16 protein-coding genes are annotated in these 21,930 nt (G+C 53.0%); 4 read left to right on the plus strand and 12 right to left on the minus strand.

The genetic code is table 11. The features are described 5' to 3' along the window. Nucleotides 1-77: 77 nt before the first annotated feature. From B5D63_RS05175 to B5D63_RS05230, 12 genes are all read right to left on the minus strand, one after another. Nucleotides 78-662 carry a TetR/AcrR family transcriptional regulator gene (locus tag B5D63_RS05175; RefSeq protein WP_078667663.1) on the minus strand — a complete coding sequence of 195 codons (585 nt, stop codon included), beginning with the start codon at nt 660-662 and terminating at the stop codon, nt 78-80. Nucleotides 663-982: 320 nt separating this feature from the next. Beyond that, nucleotides 983-4,120, minus strand: coding sequence for an efflux RND transporter permease subunit (locus tag B5D63_RS05180; RefSeq protein WP_078667664.1), 3,138 nt, complete (start codon nt 4,118-4,120; stop codon nt 983-985). Beyond that, nucleotides 4,117-4,422, minus strand: coding sequence for a DUF190 domain-containing protein (locus B5D63_RS05185; RefSeq protein ID WP_078667665.1), 306 nt, complete (start codon nt 4,420-4,422; stop codon nt 4,117-4,119). The genes B5D63_RS05180 and B5D63_RS05185 overlap by 4 nt, the downstream gene beginning before the upstream one ends. A 10-nt stretch (nt 4,423-4,432) precedes the next feature. Next, nucleotides 4,433-5,488, minus strand: a complete 1,056-nt coding sequence (locus B5D63_RS05190; protein ID WP_143312767.1) for an efflux RND transporter periplasmic adaptor subunit — start codon at nt 5,486-5,488, stop codon at nt 4,433-4,435. An 8-nt stretch (nt 5,489-5,496) separates the two neighbouring features. Further along, nucleotides 5,497-6,747 carry a TolC family protein gene (locus B5D63_RS05195; RefSeq protein ID WP_078667667.1) on the minus strand — a complete coding sequence of 417 codons (1,251 nt, stop codon included), beginning with the start codon at nt 6,745-6,747 and terminating at the stop codon, nt 5,497-5,499. A gap of 401 nt (nt 6,748-7,148) precedes the next feature. Beyond that, nucleotides 7,149-7,748 carry a TetR/AcrR family transcriptional regulator gene (locus B5D63_RS05200; protein ID WP_078667668.1) on the minus strand — a complete coding sequence of 200 codons (600 nt, stop codon included), beginning with the start codon at nt 7,746-7,748 and terminating at the stop codon, nt 7,149-7,151. Nucleotides 7,749-7,768: 20 nt separating this feature from the next. Continuing rightward, entirely contained in the window at nt 7,769-9,052 is a 1,284-nt protein-coding gene (locus B5D63_RS05205; protein WP_078667669.1) for a TolC family protein, read from the minus strand. A 47-nt stretch (nt 9,053-9,099) separates the two neighbouring features. After that, nucleotides 9,100-12,219 (minus strand): efflux RND transporter permease subunit, encoded by a 3,120-nt coding sequence (locus B5D63_RS05210; RefSeq protein ID WP_200816918.1) that lies wholly within the window; start codon nt 12,217-12,219, stop codon nt 9,100-9,102. A gap of 33 nt (nt 12,220-12,252) precedes the next feature. Then, nucleotides 12,253-13,275, minus strand: a complete 1,023-nt coding sequence (locus tag B5D63_RS05215) for an efflux RND transporter periplasmic adaptor subunit (protein WP_159455897.1) — start codon at nt 13,273-13,275, stop codon at nt 12,253-12,255. 240 nt (nt 13,276-13,515) lie between these two features. Further along, complete coding sequence (locus tag B5D63_RS05220; RefSeq protein ID WP_078667671.1) at nt 13,516-14,424, minus strand: AraC family transcriptional regulator; 909 nt, start codon at nt 14,422-14,424, stop codon at nt 13,516-13,518. Between the two features lie 179 nt (nt 14,425-14,603). Further along, the gene (locus B5D63_RS05225) at nt 14,604-15,683 is read right to left on the minus strand and encodes a linear amide C-N hydrolase (protein ID WP_078667672.1); all 1,080 of its coding nucleotides are present in this window, start codon (nt 15,681-15,683) and stop codon (nt 14,604-14,606) included. A 98-nt stretch (nt 15,684-15,781) separates the two neighbouring features. After that, entirely contained in the window at nt 15,782-16,273 is a 492-nt protein-coding gene (locus tag B5D63_RS05230; protein ID WP_078667673.1) for a hypothetical protein, read from the minus strand. A gap of 187 nt (nt 16,274-16,460) precedes the next feature. Between B5D63_RS05230 and B5D63_RS05235 the strand changes: the two genes are divergently transcribed. The 4 genes from B5D63_RS05235 (at nt 16,461) to B5D63_RS05250 (ending at nt 21,795) form a co-directional block, all read left to right on the plus strand. After that, nucleotides 16,461-17,303, plus strand: a complete 843-nt coding sequence (locus B5D63_RS05235) for a universal stress protein (RefSeq protein ID WP_078667674.1) — start codon at nt 16,461-16,463, stop codon at nt 17,301-17,303. An 11-nt stretch (nt 17,304-17,314) separates the two neighbouring features. Continuing rightward, nucleotides 17,315-19,702 carry a phosphoenolpyruvate synthase gene (gene ppsA, locus B5D63_RS05240; protein WP_078667675.1) on the plus strand — a complete coding sequence of 796 codons (2,388 nt, stop codon included), beginning with the start codon at nt 17,315-17,317 and terminating at the stop codon, nt 19,700-19,702. Between the two features lie 63 nt (nt 19,703-19,765). Beyond that, nucleotides 19,766-20,242, plus strand: a complete 477-nt coding sequence (locus B5D63_RS05245) for a YbaK/EbsC family protein (protein WP_078667676.1) — start codon at nt 19,766-19,768, stop codon at nt 20,240-20,242. A 68-nt stretch (nt 20,243-20,310) separates the two neighbouring features. Continuing rightward, nucleotides 20,311-21,795, plus strand: coding sequence for a LamG-like jellyroll fold domain-containing protein (locus tag B5D63_RS05250; protein WP_159455898.1), 1,485 nt, complete (start codon nt 20,311-20,313; stop codon nt 21,793-21,795). Nucleotides 21,796-21,930: the final 135 nt, after the last annotated feature.

Genomic DNA, 21,930 nt, shown 5'->3' on the forward strand with positions numbered 1-21,930 from the left:
TCATGGCGTTCTGTCTGATGATCAGCGTTCGTTGATAAGTGTTTCGGGTGATTGCCTCATGGCGTTCTGTCTGATGATCAGAGTTCGTTGATAAGTGTTTCGAGTGATTGCATAATGGCGTTGCGGTAATGGATCTTACCTGTCAGCTTGGTGATCATGATACAGCCTTCTATTATGGCGATGATGGTCAGCGCTGCCTGTTCGGGATTCGTTTGCGGACTGAATTCGCCCTGACGGATGCCCATCGTGATTTCATGCGCCACGCTGTCTTTCCATTTGCTCATCGCTTCGGCGGCGCGTTGTTTCAACGCAGGATGCGTGTCGTCGGCCTCAGTGGCGGTGTTGAGGATAGGGCAGCCGCCCGCAGGGAACGGGTGCTTCAGAAAATTCGTGTATACGTGCACGTAAGCCAGCAGCCTGTCGCGGTAAGTTTCCTGTTTGGCTTTTTCCTGCCGGATGATATTGGTCACCTGCAGAATGTTATACTCAAACGCTGCCAGCGCCACTTCGTCTTTATTCTCGAAATTGCCGTATATGCTGCCTTTTGTGAGTCCCGTGGCATTGGTCAGGTCCGTCAGCGAAGTGCCGGCATATCCCTTCTCGTTGAACACAGGAGCGGTCTTTTCCACGATAAACTGCTTCGTTCTGGCTGCTTTGTTCATATCCCGATGTTTGAGATGACAAAATTATACCATTTGGTATAAAATGAAAAATATTTTTTGGAAGAACTATTCGGGTGATCAGGGACATGTCGCGGTGGCCCGTTGCCCGTAGCGGCGTGCTGGTGAGCAGAAGGGCCTGGTAAGACAAGCAGTCCACTGTCTCCCCCAAGCCTGGTAAAAGCGGGATAAAACACAAAGAGGCTCAAAAGTAATGTGAAGGCGCGGAGAATTGCGTAACCGGAAATTCTCCCCATCAGGTACCCGCATAAAATCGGGGAAAAATTACTTTTGACAGCCTCTTTTGTATGCATCATGTCAGTTTATTCTGGAGGTTCCTGCGGGGGCTGCGGTTGCCGTTTCTTTTCCACCCAGTAGTACAGCGGCGGGATCACCACAGGGGTAAACAGCAGGGTGAAGGTAAGCCCGCCGATGATCACGGTGGCCAGCGGTCTTTGTACGTCGGAACCGATACCGGTGCTGATGGCGGCGGGCACCAGGCCGATGATCGCTACCATGAGCATCATCATGATGGCCTTGAACTGGTCTGCTGCCACGCGTTGTACGGAAGCGCGGAGGGTGAGGGGCGATTTGTACATTTCGCGGTTGAGCGCCGATACCAGCAGTACGCCGGCCATCACCGAGATACCGAAGATAGATACGAAGCCTACGCCGGCCGATACATTGAAGTGGTAACCGCGGAGGAACAGCGCTACAATGCCGCCCGCGAGTGCCACCAGGATGCAGCTCATGGTCACGAATGTATGTTTCATGCTTTTGAACAGCATAAACAGGAATACGAACACAATCACGATCGTCAGCGGGATGGTGAGGGACAGCTGTTTGCCGGCGCGCTCCAGGTTCTCATACTGGCCGCCATAGATAATATCATAGCCTTTGGGCACATGTACGCTTTTGTTGATCTTCTCCTGCAGCTCTTTTACGAAGGAGCCCTGGTCGCGGCCTCTCACGTTGGTGCGTACGGTGACCATCCGTTTGCCGTCGATGCGGTAGATGTTGGTCTGCCCGTCGATGAACTGTACGTCCGCCAGCTGGTCCATCGGTATCAGCGCGCCGGTGGCGGCAGGTACCTGCAGGTTGCGGATGGCTTCCACAGTGTTCCTGTCCTGCGGCAGGTAGCGGATGATGATGTCGTACCGTTTGGTGCCATCGTATAATGTACCGATCGGTTTTCCGCCGATGGCAGCTTCTATCATTGCCTGGATATCGCTGACGTTGATACCGAAGCGGGCGGCGTTTTCGCGGTTGATATTGATGGCCAGTTGCGCCTGGGTGCCTTCCTGTTCAATGTTAACAGAAGCGGAGCCCTGTGTGGCTTTCACGATGGCGGCGATGCTGTCTGCTTTGGGCCGCATAAAGGCCAGGTCGTCGCCCACTACGGAGATGGCCAGGTCGGCGGCGCTGCCGGTCACGATTTCCATGACCTGGTCAATGATCGGTTGACCGGAGTTGAAAGAAGTACCGGGAATGTTTTTCTCCAGGTCTGCCTGTATGCGTCGCACCAGTTCTTTTTTCGTGATGGTATCGCTCCACAGTTTATAATCCTTGAGGCCTACCAGTATTTCCGTACGGTTGGTGGGAAAGGGGTCGGTACCATCGTCGTTGCGTCCTGTTTGTGTGATCACGTATTTCACCGGCGGATAGGAAGATATCACCTTGCGGATGATGGGCGCTATCTTGGCGTTTTCCTGGATGGTGACGCCGGCGGGCATGAAGGCGCGCATGAAGATGGAGCCTTCGTCCAGTTCGGGAAGGAATTCCGTGCCCAGTTTGCCGCCGAGGCCTATCATCAGGATAATGAGCACGGTGGCGACGATGACTGTCTGCCGGTGGAAACGGAGGAAGAAGTTGAGCGACCGCTGATAAAGATGCTCGAGGAAGTCGAGCACGCGGTTGCGGTGTTCTTTCATAGGTTTATCCGACGCCAGCGCTTTTTTGTAGGCATAGGAGATGAGCACCGGGATGAGGGTGAGTGCGCATATCATGGCGCCTATCACAGCGAAGGCCAGTGTGAGGGCCATGGGTGAGAAGAGTTTGCCTTCAACGCGTGTCATCATCAGTATCGGCGTATAGGCGAGAATGATGATGGTGACGGAGAAGAATATTTCGCGGCCTACTTCCTGTGCGGCGGAAAGCGTGATGCCGATGATGCCGCTGGCTTTTTCCTGCGGCGTGGCGTTGCGGTAGCGGCGTATCAGGTGCTCCGCCATGACACAGGCGCCGTCTACGATGATACCGAAGTCGATAGCGCCGAGTGACAGCAGGTTGGCCGGAATGCCGGTCAGCCGCATGAGGATGAAGGCGAACAGCAAAGAGAAGGGGATGGTGGCGGTCACCACCAGTGCGGAACGTATGCTGCCCAGGAAAAACACGAGTATGACGACCACGATGCTGACGCCCATAAAGAGCGTGTGGGCCACGGTTTCGAGGGAGTGGTCGATCAGGAAGCTGCGGTCGTAGAGTACGCGGAGTTTAACGCCTTCGGGCAGTTCTGTTTCTGTGAGCTGCGCCAGTTTTTCCTTGAGTGCCTGGAGCGCGATGCTGGGGTTTTCGCCACGGCGCAGCAGGATAATGCCTTCCGGGGAGCCGATCTTGTCGATACCTTCGTCGGGCACGGCGTAGCCCATTACGCCGGAAGGTGGCGGGGGCGCCGTTTCCACGGTAGCCACGTCTTTAACGTATACGGGTACACCGTTGACAGCTGTGAGAACGATGTTGCGCAGGTCTTTTTCCGACTTTACGGCGCCGAGGCCTCTGACGGCAAATCCTTGTCCGCCGCGTTCGATCACGTTGCCGCCGGTATTGAGGTTGTTTTTCTGTACCGCATCGATCACGGATTGAAGCGTGAGATTATACTTGCGCAGTTTATCCGGAGAGGTGAGGATGTGAAACTGTTTGAGTGGTCCGCCGAAGTTGGTCACGTCCGCAATACCGGGCACCTGGAGGATGGCGGGGCGTATCACCCAGTCCTGCAGGTCTCTCAGCTGCATGGGCGTGTAGCTGGGCGGCGCTTCCACTACGTAGCGGTAAATTTCGCCTACGGCGGTGGTGAGTGGCGCCAGTTCCGGTGTTACGCCTTCAGGCAGGGAGAGGGAAGAGAGTCTTTCTATCACCTGCTGACGGGCGAAATAGTCGTCGGTGCCGTCCTGGAAGGTAAGCTGTACTACCGAGAGGCCGAAGATGGTACGGCTTCTTCGGTCCAGCACGCGCGGCACATTGTTGAGCGCACGTTCTATGGGGATGGTCACCTGTTGCTCCACTTCTTCTGCCGCACGGCCGTCGAAGGGGGCCACGATGATGACATTGGTATCAGCGATATCGGGGTAGGCTTCAATTTTCAGCTGGGTAAAACACCAGTAACCGATCACCGACAGGACCACCGCGCCAATGATGACCGCCCAACGGTTACGTAAAGAGAATATGAGAATGTTACGGATCATGCTTCAAATTGATCTACGTGATGGGTAATAATAAAGCCTCCTTTGTAGGTGCTCCTCAGCAGGGTGAGTACTTCCCGCACTTTATCGTCTTCATCGATGAGGGTGATCATCATGGGAGGTTCGTCGAACGAGAAAATTTCATCCGGGCGTTTCATGCGCTGGTGGATGCCAAAGCCCATGACACCGCGGTATACGGTAGCTCCTCTGACGTTGTTGTTCATGAGGAGTTGCATGATGTATTCGTACAGGGGGCGGGTACCGTACATATCGTCTTTGTCGAGAAAGATTTGTGCCTGTAGCATAGCTGTATTTTTAGTAGCCGAATGAAATACCTTTTAACTGCATGGAGCCGTCTGTGACCACGTTGTCGCCGGGCTGCACGCCGGTGAGCACCACCATACGGTCGCCTACCTGGGCGCCGGTCATCACTTCGCGGCGGACGAAGGTGTGATCGTTTGTTTTTACGAAGACATAGTTTTTGCCCTGTACCGTTACTACCGCGGAGCGTGGTACAGAGAGGGTGTTGCCTTCGCTGACGCCGAATTTCACGGTGGCGTACATGCCGGCGCGGAGTTTATGCTGGACGTCTGCCACTGCGATCCTCAGTTTCACCATGCGGGTGATGTTGTCCACCACTTCGCCTACGTTTTCGATGACGCCGGTGAATGTTTCGCCGGGATAGGAGTTGAACTGCAGGTTGCAGCTGCTGCCTTCTTTTACTTTGGTGATCTGGTTTTCCGGCATTTCGCAGATGAGCCAGGTTTTATCTGCTTTGGCGGTGACGAGCGACTGCGGGTCGAATCCGGCCAGTTTGAGTTTGGACTCATGCTCGATGATAGATGTTTTTTCGTTGGCGAGATCTGTTTCAGCGATGGCCATGTCTGTCTGGGCAGAGATGAGGTCTGTTTTGGCGTCGGAGACGTCTTTACCGGTGCCGGCGCCGTGTTCGGCGAGGTCCCTGAAACGGTCCAGCTCTATTTGTTTCTGGGCGGCGATGGCTTTTTTCTGCCGGATGATATTGCCTTTTTCCCGGATGTTGATGATGTGTTGCAACATTTCGGTATAGCTGGCGGTGATGTCCGGGTTGTCGAACAGCACGATGTTCTGGGCGGTGTTTTCGTTGGAGCGTACAACGGTAGCTGCTACGTGTGCGGGCGCCATCAGCTCCGCGTTCAGGTCGCTCTGGGTGGTTTCCTGTGTTTTAAAGAAGTGCAGGGTAAGGCTGTCGGGGGGCAGTTTAATGGTACGTCCGCTGTCTTCCACCACGGTTTTGGCGGCGGTGGCAGGCTTGTTTTCATGATGCTGTCCGCAGGACATCGCCAGCCATGCGATGCTTGCTATTGATAAGCCGAAGGCAGTCTTTGTCATCTGTTAAGTTATAGTTGATTAATCAATCCGGTTACCTGTAATAATTGGAGGTAGCTTTTACGGTAGTTGTACAGTGCATCGTAGTACATTTTCTGGGTGTCGAACCAGGTCCGTTGTGCATCCAGGAAATCTATGATGGTGGTACCTCCTTTCGTATAGGCGTACCTGACCGATTGCAGGATGTTTTCCGCTTTGGGCAGGATGTTTTTGTATTTCTCCACGGTTTCCTGGTTGACCTGATAGGTATGCCAGGTGGACTGTACTTCTGTGTTGACCTGTTGTTGCAGGGCTGACAGGGACTGTTCCGATTGCTGCAGCAGTATTTTTGATTTTTTGATTTCGCCCTGGTTGCGGCTGAAGAACGGCAGTTCGATAGTGGCGAATATACCGAAGTAGGGGACGGTGTTCTGGGGGTTCCAGATGAAGCCCAGCTCGGGGCTGGGGATGGCCAGTGACCGTTGCAGGGAGATGTTGCTCTTTGCGGTGGTGATGGTGGCCTGCGCCTGTTGTACGTCGGGGCGTTTAGCCATGGAGAGGGACACGAGGCTGTCCAGCTGCTGCGTCATCTCCAGGGAGGTGACGGGGTCCTGATCGTCGATGGTGAGGCTGTCGGTCTGACCGGTGAGCAGTTTCAGGTTTTGCAGTTCGTTGCGGTAGCGTTGTGCCGCGTTTTGGTATTCGATCTGGTATTGTTCCAGCAGGAGCTGGGTACGTGCCAGTTCACTGGAGCTGATCACCTGGTTTTTCAGGCGGATTTCCTGTGTTTTCACAAGGCTGTCCACGTTCTGTTTGGCTTCTGTGATCAGTTCGAGGTTGACCTTATTATACCATACGTCGAGCCATTTGTTGCCCGTTTCGGTGAGTACGCCTCTTTCCGTGTCGGCATAGGCTTTTTCGGCGACCGTCACGTTGCCGGCGGCGTATTGTTGTTTGTATTTCCGTTGGCCTGCCAGCTGGAACTGTTTGGTGAGCTGCCACCAGTACTGGTTGTTCTTTCCGTTATAGAACCGGCTGTCGGGCGCCCATTGCCGGGCGTCTGTCAGGTGCAGGGTCTGGTTGTTCAGGACCGGATTGGGCCTGAGCCGCGCGGTGACCACATCGCTTTGGGCGATGGCCGTGTTAAGGCTGGCCGGTTTAAGGAAAGGGTTGTTGTTTCTGGCGGCATGGAGTGCACCGGGCAAGGTGAGGGTAGTCTGTGCCCCTGATATCAGTGGCAGGCCTACCGTGCACGAGAAGATAAGAAAAATGGCGTAACGCATTCCTGATTGTGCTGTTTGCTATAGATAATTACTGTTGTGTTGCGGTTTTTGTTCAAATACCGGTAAAATTACCTTGCCGGTAAGGGGTTTTTGTCCACTGGCCTTTCTTCTAAATCGGGGGCAAGATAGAGAATATCAAAGGATGAGAGGGGAAGAGGCACCTTAAAATTCGCTTAAACAATTTAGCAGGAAACCGGGACGAAGTACAATTTTTTTGGGTGTACCGGTTATTTCATAGAGGATACCCCCCATTTACGAAGACGCCGGTTTCTGTGACAATACATATATCCGGATTCGTATCCACAACCCTAACTGTATTAAAGGGTTCTTTATCCCGCGGCAGGAGCGGCAGTGGTGATAACAAGATGACAAGGCACTGGTAGACACCAGTGCCTGCGTGTTTAATTTACCTGTTTATCATAGATCAGTTTCATGCCTTTCAGGTTTACCAGTCCATGGAGATAAATAATATTCAGCTCCCGGCAGGCGCTGGGTATAGGGCAGTCTGGTGGTATCCTGTCTTCCATGACCAGCTGCAACGGGGTGAAATACAATTTTTCCAGCAGTGCCAGGTCGAGGTTACGGCGGTAAACATCTTCTTTCAGGCCTCTCTGGATGTTCTGCCGCAGGAAGGCTGCCAGCGGTCCTTCGCGGAACTGTATCACGCTGGCCCATATGGCCGGGTACAGCTCCTGTAGGTCGCGGAAGAAAACCGGTTGTATCGTCTGTACCACTCTTTCGGACACACGGAAAAAATTGCTCATCTCGATTACGGCGCTGGAAGAGATGTGCCGGTTGAATGACAGGTACCGTTCCGTTTTTTCCAGCCAGGTATGTATAATACGGGCTACCAGGCATTCTTTGCTGTTGAAATGTTCATAGAAGCATCGTTTGTGAAGCCCGCTGTCCCGGGCAATTTCGTCGGTGCTGGTAGCCCGTATCCCTTTTCGGGCAAAGAGGGAAATGCTGCTGTCGAGCAGTTGATGCCATTCTTCTTTCATACAACATTGTTTTATGTAGGTTAATGCAAAGTGCCGGTTGCTTTTCTGTATGCAGCTTCCTGTATCCTGTATTCTACCTTACTGTCTATAGTACTGCTGTATGCCTGTTGCCATATCATTTGTGCTTCCAGCACGTCTTTACCGGTAATGGTGCCTGCCTTCAGGCGGTCGTTGGCCAGTTTGAGGTTCTCGGCGGCCTGCTCGAGCGACAGGCGTGAGGTCCGGATTTTTTTCACGGACTGGTTCAGCGCGAGGTACGCCTGCTGCACTTCCAGGTTCAGCAGCTCTTTGGTGTTGTCCAGTTCCTGTTGCCGGGCAGCGATCTTCATAGACTGCTCTTTTACCTTACCGGCTTTTTTACCCCAGTCGAAGATGGGCACGTTGATACTGGCCAGGCCGTACCACGAAGCCATCAGGTCTTTTCCATTGCTGATATTCACTTTTTTGCCGGCGGTACCTATACCGGAGGCGCTCACGCCGAAGGTGGGCAGGAAGTCTGCTTTCAGCAGCTTACGTTGTAACTGCTCCACTTCCAGCACCTGGTTCAACAGCCGTATCTCCGGCCTGTTTTCCGCGGCGGCGGTCAGGTCCTGCGCTGCCAGCTCGGGGAAGTCGCCGCTAACGGAGTCGGCTACGTTGAAATCGGTCTGCCCGGCCATGCCTGTCACCTGTGCCAGCGCCAGTTTGGCCATCACCAGCCCGTCGTGTGCCTGGCGGAGTTGCAGCGAGGCTTCGTTCAGGTTTACTTCTACCCGCAGCAGGTCATTCTTATAGATAAGTCCGGCGTCATAAGCATTTTTCAACTCCCGCTGTAAGCCCTGCAACATCTCCTCGTACTTCCGGGCGAGGATGATTTTCTCCTTCACCTGCACCACCTGCCAGTAGGCTTTGTTGACATTAAACAACACTTCGGTGGTGGAAAGCGCCTTCTGCTCCTGCTGTATGGCGACGCCTTTAGCGGCGGCAGCTTTGCCCAGCTGTATTTTACCACCGGCGTAGATGGGCTGGGTGACAGACACGGCGGCGCTGCCCGCGTACTCGGGGATCATACCATTGAGCGCGCCGCCTATCGGCTTGCCGAGGTAAACGCCCATCACGGAACCATCAATAGAAGGATAGGCGCTGGCGTTAGCTGACTGCACGGCCGCATTGGCAGCGTCTATCCGGTACTGTGCGGCTTTGATCTTTTTATTCTGGGTGACCGCCATCTGCTGGCAATCGGCGATGGTGAGCACGGGCGACTGCGCAGATGCCTTTTGTACGGCCATGGCTGCTGCCAGCGTGCATATGATTCTGAAATTCATGAGTATCTTTTTTACATACAGGCGGCGCCAGGGCCGCCTGCGATAAATTAATGGGCCGGTTTATACATGATTTCCGTGTCATGGTCCGGTGCTACCGACGGCTCGGGCGCGGGGCGTACAAACAGGTAGTACAGCACGGGCACAACAAACAGCGTCAATATCATGGACACGATCAGGCCGGAGGCGAGCACACTGCCCAGCGGCGCCCACAGCGGCGACTTACCGATGATCATCGGCACTACGCCGATGGCGGCAGCCGCCGACGTCAGGAAGATGGGACGCATACGACGTTTGGCAGCGGCGAGTGCGGCGGCTTTTATCGTATAGCCGTGGTCGCGGACCAGCTCATCGGCATAGTCTACCAGGATGATACCGTTACGCACCACGATGCCGATCAGGCTGATGATACCCATGAACGCAGTCATACCCATCGGGTTGCCCGTGAGATACAGCCCGAGGAATGCTCCCAGTAAGCTTAAAGGGAATGTGGCCAGGATGATCAGGGTTTTACCGAAAGTTTTAAACTGGAACAGTAACGTGAGCAGGATCAGGATCAGACTGGTGCCCAGTGCTTTGCCCATCCCCGGCGCGTTTTCACCGGAAGATTCCGCGTCGCCGCCATATTGTATGCGGATGCCCGCCGGCAGCTGCAGCTTTTCGATTTCCGGTTGCGCTTTCTTCAGTATCTCTGAGGCCATAATGCCTTTCTGTGCTTCGGACAATACGGTAAGCGTACGCAGGCCGTTACGGTGCGCTATTACGCCGGTATGCCAGGAGGGCTCCAGCGTGGCGACTTCCTTCAGGGGCACCTTGGCGCCATAGAGACTATTGAGATGCAGGTTGCTCAGATCGTTGAAATCCTTGCGGCTGCCGGCTTCCATACGCAGGAAGATGTCTACCGGCTTGTCGCCCTCCCACAGCTGGGATACGGCAAATCCCTTGAGTCCGGCGCCTATCGTTTGGGTGATCAGCTGGTTAGGCACGCCCAATCTGGCCGCCGCATCTTCCTTGATGTTCAGGCTCACGCCCAGGTAGTCATCCTCATAATCTGACCGTACCCAGTTGGTGCCGGCGGTGTGCCGGAGGATCTCTTTCACCTGCTCTGCCACCTTTTTCTGGTCGCTCAGGTTATCACCGATAATGCGGACTGCCAGCGGAGAACCTTCCTGCATGCTCAACTGCCGCAGGCGTACGTTACCGTTAGGGATGAAGTTCTCGAACTTCGGGAGGTATTCTTTCACCAGTTCACTGGTGGCATCGCTGCTGGTGGTGGTGATGAACACCTGTGCGAAATTCCGCCGTGGCATCTCCGGAGCGTAGGTGACGTTAAAGCGGGGTGAACTGGAACCCACGAAGCTGGCGATGCCAATCACCCGCTTGTCTTTCTGCAGTTCTTGCTCTACCAGTTTCACCACCCGCTCAGTTTCTTCCAGGGATGTGCCGTTGGCCATCCATATTTCTGCGTTGAATTGTTTGCTTTCACTCAGCGGGAAAAATTCCTGTTTTACTCTCCCTGCCAGTACTACGGCCAGGACGACAGCGGCCACGGCGATGCCCACAGTTGTTTTAGGGTAACTAAAAGCTGCTTCCGCGGCGATGTTGAAGCCATGTTGCAGCCTGTCCAGCAGGCTTTTGCTTTTCCTGGCGGTACTGACCTTATGTTTTAGTCCTTTTTTGATGAACACGTAACAGGTATACGGCGTGAGCAGCAAAGCCACGGCCATAGAGGTGATCAGCGCTACGGCAACCGTTACCGGCAGCGCGGCGATGAAGTCCCTGGAGATACCATGCATAAAGAGCGCTAACGGCGCAAAGGCAAAGATGATGGCCAGCGTGGCGGTAAAAATGGGGAGCGACAGCTGTTTGGCGGCCTGCCAGGCGGCTGTCCAGGGCGTGATGCCTTCATCGAGTTTTTCGATATAGTTGTCTACCACTACAATGGCATTGTCCACCACCATGCCCAGTACAATGATGAGGGCGGCCAGCGTTACCTGGTGCAGCTCTATGCCCATGATATTAATCAACCCGAAGGTGATCAGGATAGAGATGGGGGCGGCGAGAGAAGATACGGCGGCAACCCGGAAGGGCAGCAGCAGCATCACCACAACGATCACGGAGGCGATGGCCAGCCCGAATTCTTTCATAAAGTGCCGGATGCTTTCATCTACCACTTCCGGCTGGTTCACGATGGTCCTGATGTTTACATCGGGCGGCAGTTCCTGTCCGAGCGCTTTCAGCCGGTCTTCCACCAGGTGGCCGAACTGCACGATGTTATTGCCCGGCTGCATTTCGATGGCGAGCATCATCACTTTGTCTTCACCGATACGGATAAACGAAGACAACTCTTCATATCGCCGCTCTATGCGGGCTACGTCGCGCAGGCGTACTATCGTGCCCTGTGGCGTGGTATAAATGATCTGGTTGCCCAGGTCGTCCGCTGTTTTGTACCGGCTGTTGGTAAATACAGGGAAAGTATTGGAGGCAATGGTCATCTCGCCGGAGTAGCCGGTGATGTTTTGCATCTGCAGCGTCCGGATAATAGTAGACAGGTCAAAACCATACTGTTGCATTTTCTGATCGTCGATTGTTACATAGAGCTGTTGCTTTTGGCCACCGGACCGGTTAATTTTAGACACTTCCGGAATGGTTTTGAGCCCGTCTTCTATTTTATCCAGGTATTTTTCTATTTCTGCGTAGCTGCGTTGGGGTGAGGACACGGTGATGATCTGTGCCGTCACGTCGCCGAAGTTGCTGTTCACCACGGGGCCTATGACGCCCTGGGGCAGTATCTGCGGGGTGGCGCTGTTAAGGCCGTGTTGCAGGGTGCTCCAGAACTTCTTGCGGTCTTTGATGCTGGTATGCAGTTCTACGGTGATGAAAACCTGCCCGTCTTTCGTTTGTGACTTGGTTTTCTCTTTGTTTACTTCTTCAAAGGAAAACAGGTATTGTTCAATTTTATTGGTCACCTGTTTTTCCATTTGCACTTCATCGGCGCCGGGATAGAAAGCATATACCATGGCTGTCGGCATATCTATCTTTGGGTTTTCCGCCCTGGGCATGTTCAGGAGGGAATAAAGCCCCAGCAGCAGTAACAGCACCACGACAACGATGGTCACCTGTTTGAACTGCATGGCCGCTTCTATGAAACTTATTTTTGCTTTTTTCATGCTTCCGTTGTTGGTCATACTGAATAATGGCGGTTACAGGCTTACGGTAGTACCGTCTTTGATGTTGGTCAGCCCGGAGGTGATCACTTGTTCACCGCCTTGCAGGCCGGTGGTGATCACGACTTCATTTTTGCCGGTGAGGGCGCCTACGGTGACCCTTTTACGGACGGCCTGCCGCTGTCCGTTGGTGATGAAGACATAGGTCAGGTCGTCTGCATCCCGCACTATGGCGGTGGCGGGCACTGTCAGGCTGTTGGCGATCCTGCCGGTGTTCAGGCGGATATCGGCCAGCATACCGGGCAGCAGTCTGCCGTTGCTATTGGATAATTTTATTTTGATGCTGTACGTGCGGGAGGTGGCGTCTGCCTGTGGGTTGATGATGGTGATCCTGCCTTCCACGCTGTCCTGTAACGTAGGGATATATACTTTAGCGCTGCCGCCGCGGGCGATGGCGCCTATTTCGCTTTCAGGCACGGCAGCGCGGGCGTATACCATGTCTGTTTTTACGATGGTGAATGCCGGTACCCCGGGCGCGGCAGCGCTGCCTCTTTCTATTTTACGGGCGCTGATAATACCGGTGATGGGTGCATATAGCTTGCTGTCGGCGATGTGTTTGGCGCTGATGGCCTTGTTGGCTTTGGCCTGCGCCAGTTTGGTCTGGATATCGATATAATCCTTGGCAGGAAGGCTTCCCTTCTGATAGAGGTCGTGTAGCCGTCCGTACAGGTCTTCCGCCTGGTTGAGCCCTGCATTGGCAATGGCCAGCGCATTGCTGTATTCCGTGGCGTCGAGGGTGGCCAGCAGTTGCCCCTGTTGTACATTTTGTCCCTCCTCCACGAGGATGCCGTTGACTACGCCCGCTACGGCAAAGCCAATATCGGCGGTATTGTCAGGTTCTATGGTACCGGAGTAGGTGAAGCTTTGCGGCATATCATTGTAGCTGACTTTGGTGGCGGTCACTTTTACCGGTGCCTGTTGCTCCTGCTGAACTTCCTTGCTGCCGCAGGCGGCCAGCAGGGTGGTGAGGACCAAAAAAGAAACGGGTTTGTACGTCATCGGCATAATCTTATTTTATAGTATGATTGAATACAGATTGTTTTCGCGCAACAAAATTACCAGTCATACCATGGCCGGAAAAGGTTGATAAATCGGGAAATCTGGTCTGAAAGTCGGTTGTTTTTGAGAAGATAACTGAAATGTATATACGAAAATAAGGCCGGAGCAGGAGTGCATCGGCCTGTAATTAAAACCTACAACTGTTACACTGTTAGTAACAAGAAATTTTCGGGGGAAACGTTATTGGCTCAGCGCCCGGAATGCTTTGGGCGAGTAGCCGGTATGGCGTTTGAAATATTTGCCAAAAAAAGACTGGTCGCTAAAATGCAGGATCTCCGTGATCTCGGCGATGCTGAGTTTGGGATTGTCGAGCAACAGTTTTGCTTCCAGCACCACGTAGTCGTCAATGATCTCACCGGCACTTTTGCCGGTATATTCTTTCACGGTTTCCGTCAGGTATTTGGCGGTGACGAACAGCTGTTCCGCATACTGCTGCAAATTGCGCTGGTTTCTGAAATGCGCCTGTACCAGGTTGGTAAAGCGGATCACGAGGCTTTCCTTCCGGGAAACAGCAGGGTTCTTCAGCTCCGTATGGATAGTACTGAGAGCGGCCAGTTCATAGAGAAACAACAGGAAAGTATGCTGTAGTTTCTCTTTGGCGAAAGGCAGCCTGTCTTTCAGTTCTTCCATACGTGCGGCCAGCTGCCGGAAATGGGAAAGCATCAGTTGCGCCTCTGCGGGCGACAGCTTCCAGTGTGGGGAATATTTCGAAGTGAAATAGTCGTACAGCTCTATTTTGGTGGCGGAGATACCTATCTCCACCAGGAAATCAAAGGTGAAATTAAGACCGGAGGCGATGCAGGTGCTGTCTACCGCGACCGACTTTTTCATAGTATGTGGGGGAATCAGCAGCAGATTGTTGGGTTCCAGCTCGTACACATCCCTGTCTAGTGTACCCAGCATTTTTCCCTGTTGTATGAGAAGTATGCTGGTAAAGTCTGACCGGAAATTGGATTTTACATGGTCATAATCCACCATGTTGATATCCGTGGATACAAAGAGGCCGATGCCCAGCAGGTCTTCCAACCCGGCGCTGCGAATAAATTCCGCCTGTTTCATGATCTCTCCCTGTGTTTTCCGTTGTGTCATATGTTTGTTCGCAGTGCTGTAATTTTCGGACAGTGCAAAGTTCAGCCGATCTGAGCTGTTATCAAAGGTTCATTAGTCGGTAAAGTTGGTCAGATTGTCGGTTGACCTGCAGCAAAAAATACCCCCGCAATCTACTATAAAAATAGGATCACGGGAGTATTGTGTGATAAAAAACCGGGTCAGTTCTGGACTACTTCCATGGGATCGTCCATCGGGAAGAAGAGCACTTTGTCGGTGTCTGCATACTTTCCGAGGTCAATCATATGCAGGGTCCTGTTGTTGACGGTATGGAAATAGAGCCGTTTATTTCTCAGGTCACTGGCGCAGGTCCACAGTGTATACATGTTGTTGCCGGGATGTGCCGGATCTTTCATCACACCTTTGGGGATATCAAAGGCGTTGAGGATCTGGAATGCCTGGGTAACGGCTTCGTAGGCGGTGGGACAGGGATCCATGCTTTGGGTATACGCAACGGCGCGCACAAAGCGGGAAGAAGGGGTGAAATCGCCGGGAATGCCTGCCAGACCGTTGCCATGTCCGAATGAGGGGAGCGTGTCGTCCATTTTCACACAGGCGTCGTTAGGCCGGGAATTCAGGTACTGCTGCAGATTGGCGAGGTGCCAGTCAAACGTAGGGGAGTTGGTCAACACGCCCAGCGGGTTGTAATAAGAGTGCAGCTTTCCGTTGACACATTCTATCACCAGCGACTTGCCCTCCGCATCGTGCACGTTGTAGTGCAGCGGGAAAGGGATGCCGCCGTTGATGTACAGGGGAATGCCCTTGTTGATCAGGATGCCGCTGTCGACTGCCCGCTTCACCTGGTCTACCGTGGCGAAGTTGGACAACAGCCATGCAGATACGTCTGTAGAGCTGAGGGATTTAGCGATTTTGCGGGTCGGTACATTCATATAGCCAGCGTATCCGGGTAAATAGAACAGACCCACCGAAAGGCCTTTTTCATTCATGCCATCGGCGATAGCGTCTTTGCCCATAGAGTTGATGCCAACAATAGCGTACCTGGATTTCCAGTACAGGCCTTTATTAGCGCCTCCGGGGCTTACAGCATTAAAAGGATAATTTCTCGGAAATACTACGACCTGGGCCTGGAGATCGTTGTAAAATTCCATGGTACGGGCGCAGATAATGGCGCCGTCCCTGGCTCTCAGCTGAATACCTGTACAGGCCGGAACGGTGATAGGGGAGGCCAGCAGCGAAATACCAAGGGAATAACAAAGGGTTTTAAATAATCCGGTTTTCATTGCAGTGTAATTGGGGTGAATAAATCAAAGGTATTGGTCCGGTTCACACCGGCATAGGCTACAACAAGTGCGGATTCCTGATTGTTTGAAATAAATTGTTATCCCCTGAAATGACTTAAGGTATAATAGAGGTCATGCGCCTCCGGAGCGCGCTGTTTATACCATACCGTTACCGCCGCAGCCACCAGGACAAGGGTACACGGGAATGCGGAACCTGCGCCAAGGGGTGTAATGGCCAGCAAAAAGATAATGGCCGCTAAGAGCCCCACCTGCAGATATGGTTTTTTATAGCCAATGAAGATACCTGTAGCTGTCTGGCAAATAGAGATAGCCAGTACAATGGCCGTGATATTGTGACTGAAGGCCCCGTAAATGAACTGTTCATAAGGGGCGTAAGGCGTCATGGCGCCATAGGCCAGGAAAAGTTCCGGGTGTACAATGGCCATTACACCGTTAAAGATACCCGCTCCGGTGAAGAGCAGGGATAACGCCGCCTGTGCCACCACCGGCCGGAAAATGGCAAGCATCAGGATCAGCAGGCCGACGCCGTTGGCGATCAAATACGTAGCCGAGAAAATATTGGCATGCATAGTCATTCGTGTTTTATAGCGTGTTAGAATACCTGTAATATAAAATTAGCAGCAAAAGCCCCCTTAAGGAATGATGCCGGTCATAGGCCGGTTTGATAGTGGTCAGTGACGGAAATCACCCCTGAAGCTAATATTGGTCATTATCTGCCGGGATACTTCTGGCGACCTTTAGGTAAAATTCTATACTATGATAAAGATCGCTGCGATACTGGATGGCCTGAAGTATTCCGAGAGTGTGCAACAATATGCACTGATGGTGGCACAACAACAGCGGGCGCATGTTACAGGCGTACTGCCGGAAGACTTCACTTATAATAGTTTTAGCATGTATCAGGTGCTGATGTCGGGTGCCGATCCGGCCACGATCAGTCGCCTGGAGGCTGCGGATGAAGCCAGCAGGAAAAATGCCGCGGTCACTTTTGAGGTAGCCTGTCAGAAAGCGGGCATACCTTACAGTGTACACCGTCACAGGAATTTAGCGTTGCCGGAAGCGCTGGAAGCCAGCATCTATGCAGATCTGCTGGTGGCGGACAGAAAGGAGACATTCACGCATGAGCCGTCCAAAACGCCTACCCGCTTTATCCGGGACCTCCTTACCGATGTGCAGTGTCCCGTATTGCTGACACCGTCCGGTAAAACACCACTGATGCCGGATTGGTCCAATGTAGTGCTGCTTTACGACGGGGAGCCGTCATCGGTGTATGCTATCAAGATGTACAGTTACCTTCTCTCGTCACAGTTTCCGGTCACCGTAACGGTTTTGTCTGTTAATGCAGAAGGTAATCATTTACAGAATAAACAACTGATCCGTGATTTTATCCACAGTCATTTTCCGGAAGCGGCTTATCATGTGGTAGACGGCGATCCGGAAACTGAAATTATCCGGTATCTGAAAAACAGGCCGAAAGATACGCTGGTAGTGCTGGGGGCTTACCGGCGGGGAACCGTGTCCCGCTGGTTCCGGGAAAGTATGGCCGATGTGCTGATGACTGCGGTGGACCTGCCTTTGTTTATTGCGCATAACAAATAAAACTTTTTACTATGAGCCATTTTATCAGGGACTTTGCCTCCGTCCGTTTGTCAGACGTAGGTATCGTTGGAGGAAAAAATGCTTCGTTGGGAGAGATGACGGTTGCCCTGGCTGGTAAGGGAATCCGGGTGCCTGCAGGATTCGCCACCACGGCAGCTGCCTTTTGGTCTTTCCTGGACGCTAATGGGCTCCGTCAGCCGTTGGCTGAACTGATGGGGCGACTGGACCGTCATGATTTCTCCAATCTCGGGGAAATAGGCGCGGAGGCACGCAAACTAATACTTGAGGCCGCAATGCCGGAGGAATTGAAGATGGAAATTACGGCTGCCTACCAGCAATTGGGCAAAGAAGGAGCGGTGGCCGTCAGAAGCAGCGCAACGGCAGAAGATATGCCGGAAGCCAGTTTTGCCGGGCAACATGAGTCTTTTTTGAATGTACGCGGTGAGGCCGCGGTGTTACTGGCAGTGCAGCGTTGTTTTGCATCTCTGTATACCGACAGGGCCATTAAATATAGGGAAGACAATGAGTTTGAACATGGAAAAATAGCTTTGTCAGCCGGTATTCAGGAGATGGTACAAACCGATAAAGGGTGCTCAGGCGTTGGTTTTACGCTGGATCCCGAATCGGGCTTCCGGAACGTGATACTGTTGTCTGGTATCTGGGGCCTGGGAGAGAATATCGTGCAGGGAAAGGTCATGCCGGATGATTTTTATGTATTTAAGCCCACCCTGAGGTCAGGGAAAAACGCCATTTTGCAGAAAAAACTGGGCGAGAAAGCCTGGACGCTATGCCTGGACGACACACCGGGCGCCGTGTCTCCGGTGATAAACAAACCAACAGCGGAGGCAGACCGTCGCCGTTTTGTCCTGGATGATGCAGAGGTGCACCAGTTGGCAGCCTGGGCGCTTGATATTGAGGCGCACTACAATTGCCCGATGGACATAGAGTGGGCAAAAGATGGCGTCAGCGGCGAGTTGTACGTGCTGCAGGCGCGCCCCGAAACGGTACATGCGCGTAAGGCGGTCGGCACCCGGGAACAGTATGTGTTGAAAGAAAAAGGAGCAGTGCTGGTAAAAGGAGATGCTGTTGGCGAGAAACTGGCAACGGGCATTGCCCGTCTCCTGGATTCTCCGGCAGAAGCGGAGCGGCTGCAGGAAGGAGATATCGTGGTGACCGTTAATACCAGTCCCGATTGGGACCCTGTACTGAAGAAAGTGGCAGCTATTGTTACCGACAGTGGCGGTCGGACCAGTCATGCAGCCATCGTGGCGCGGGAACTGGGCGTGCCTGCTATTGTGGGCGCTACGGGAGCGACCGCCGCTATCCGCGATGGTGAGGCAATCACCGTTTCCTGTTGCGAAGGGAAGACAGGGTATGTGTACGAAGGTAAGCTGCCCTATGAGAGAAAGGACATAGTGCTGTCAGATATCTCTATGCCTGAAAGTACGGAAGTGGCGCTGATTATCAGTGATCCGGACCAGGCTTTCCGGCTGTCCTTTTATCCGAATGACGGAGTTGGACTGCTAAGAATGGAATTTATAATCACCCATACCGTCCGGATACATCCTATGGCCCTCGTGCATTTTGATCAGTTGAAGGATGACCGGGAAAAATCAGCGATCGCCGCGCTGACCAGCCAGTATGAAAATAAGCAACAGTTCTTTATCGATAAGTTGTCCCAGGGTATTGCCACCATTGCGGCTGCTTTTTATCCCAAAGATGTGATTGTACGTATGAGCGACTTTAAAACCAACGAGTATGCGCAATTGTTGGGAGGAAAAGACTTTGAGCCAACCGAGGAAAACCCGATGTTAGGTTTCAGGGGAGCGTCCCGTTATTACAGCCCGTTGTACAGGGAAGGTTTTGGACTCGAATGTGCTGCTGTCAAAAAAGTCAGGGAGGAAATGGGGCTTACGAATGTCAAAGTAATGATTCCATTTTGCCGCACCGTGGCAGAAGGACGAAAAGTGTTGTCTGTAATGGCGTCTTATGGCCTTTCCCGGGCGGGTGGTCTGGAGGTGTATGTAATGGCTGAAATTCCTTCCAATGTACTCGAAGCGGATTCCTTCGCCGAAATATTTGACGGATTCTCCATCGGATCTAATGACCTCACCCAGCTGACCTTAGGATTGGACCGGGATTCAGCATTGGTGGCCGACCTTTTCAGTGAAGAAGATCCTGCACCGAAAAAGATGATTGCGATGATGATACAGGCAGCCCGGAAAGCAGGCGTGCGAATCGGACTTTGTGGGCAGGCGCCCAGTGACTTTCCTGATTTTGCCGCTTTTCTGGTAAAAGAAGGTATTAACAGCATTTCCTTTAATCCGGACGCGGTGATACAGGGGATTGCCAATATCCGGCAAGCCGAAAAAGAGCATACTGTACCCCATACATTTTAGCGATCTGTGTCCTTGTTCCTTCCCTGTCTTTTTATATTTTTATCGTTGTTAAAATTTATAACGATGGCTATAGAAAAGGTAAGAGAACATCTGAAGCAATGGAACCGGGACAAGGACATTATTGAGCTGGCCACTTCCAGCGCCACCGTGGAGCTGGCAGGCCTGGCGCTGGGGGTGGACGGCGCACAGATTGCCAAATCCATTTCCCTGCACGATGTTGACGGCGGGGCATTGCTGATTGTCGCTTCCGGCTACCATAAAATAGACAGTAAGAAATTTAAAGACGAATTTGGGTTTAAGGCACGCATGTTGTCTTTTGAGGAGGTGGAACCGATGATCGGTCATGCCGTTGGCGGCGTATGCCCTTTCGGGGTAGCACCGGGCGTTAAGGTATACCTCGACGCATCCCTGAAAGCTTTCGACACCGTATATCCTGCCTGCGGCAGCACTAATTCGGCCATTAAAATGACGATCGCCGATATGGAGGAAATGTCCGGGCTGGTGAAATGGGTGGACGTGACCAAACCCCAGGAGCGCTGACGGAAAAATGGAAAATTGCAGGGCTTCCTGTATTTTGTTGCCACATCCGGAGTATAAAAAAACGAACAATGAAAAAAATCCTCCTGACAGCAGTCTTAGGACTGTCTGCTGTGGCTCTTTCCGCACAATCGCCTGATTACCGGCAGTCATTTGAAAAGTACCCCTCCTGGCAAACCTGTACCGGGGTGGCAGGTACGGCGCTGAACCTTGATAATAACGTGGCGGTACGCCATCCTGTGCCGCTGACCGGTTTGTCGGGGCCGTATGATGGCTCCTTCACCGCGCAATGCTGGGCAAAGGCGGCGCCGGATGAAGCATCCTATGTACTGCTTTCCGCCACCGGCAACAACGAAGGGTGGGAGCTGGGGGTACAGTCCAACGGCGCCTGGTATTGGCAGACCGTCAATAACAACGCCCGTTATACCTATTATCCTACGCCGCAAAGGCAAAGTATCCGGGACCGTAAATGGCACCAGCTGACTTACAGCTACGATGCCCGTAAGAAGGAAGCCGCGCTGTATTATGACGGGCAGCAGGTAGCCATCTACCACGTGCCGGCTCTGCCGGCAGGGCGGATGGCCGATACGCTCTTTGCCGGCGGCAGACCCTCCGGTGATCAGCAGGAGTGGAACACTTTTAACGGCGCACTCGATGAACTGACCTTGTACAAGACGGTTTTATCTCCTCAACAGGTGCGCGCTTCCTATGCCCGCTATTACCCGGCAGCACCCGTTGCCGTGATGCCGGCAGGGAAACCCCTCACGGTAATGAACTTTAATATCTACCATGGAGGCAATGAAACCGGCAAAGGGACCGGACCACGGCGGGTGGTGGACATCATCCGCCAATCAGGCGCCGATATCGTTTCTATGCAGGAGACCTACGGCTCCGGAGAGAAGATAGCGGATGCCCTGGGTTACTATTTTTACCTGCGCAGCACCAACCTGAGTATTATGAGCCGCTATCCGATAGCAGAAACGCTCGACGGCGCCAAACCCTTTTGCAATGGCGGCGCCTTTATACGGTTAAATGAGCGGCAACAGGTTGCTTTTATCACCAACTGGCTGAACTATCCGCTGGACTACTGGGACCTGCTGGAGAAAAAAGAACCGCTGCCGGACTCCCTGCTGGCCGAAATGGAGCGGGTCAACGCTTCCCAGCTGAAAGATAACCTGAAGGCCATCGGTCAGCAGGTAACGGAGGCGGATAAAGTACCGGTGATCTTCTGCGGGGACTTCAACAGCGGCTCGCATCTCGACTGGGTGGAAAGTACCCGTCACCTGAACGGCGGCTATGTGATACCCTTCCCGCAGAGCCGCCTCATGCTGGAGGCCGGCTTTACTGACAGTTACCGACACCTCCATCCCGATCCGCTGAAAGACAGGGGCATTACCTGGAGCCCCATGCTGCCAAAAGCATTTAAAGACCGTATTGATTATATTTATTACAAAGGGGGGCAACTGCAACCGCTCCAATCCTTTACCATCACCACACACCCGGTACGTTACCCATCGGACCATGCCGCGCTGGTGACGGTGTTTAAAATAAACTAACAGGAGCATAAACGCGCCGCCATTGATGTGGCAGCCGCGGGGGATGTTTTGAAAATGGCGTATATCAGAAACTTCGAATGAAAAAGGTCGTAAATAAAACGGCCGTCAGCGGAAAATCCCGTTGACGGCCGTCAC

This window comes from Chitinophaga eiseniae, from assembly GCF_900167135.1.
GTDB classification, from domain to species: Bacteria; Bacteroidota; Bacteroidia; order Chitinophagales; family Chitinophagaceae; genus Chitinophaga; species Chitinophaga eiseniae.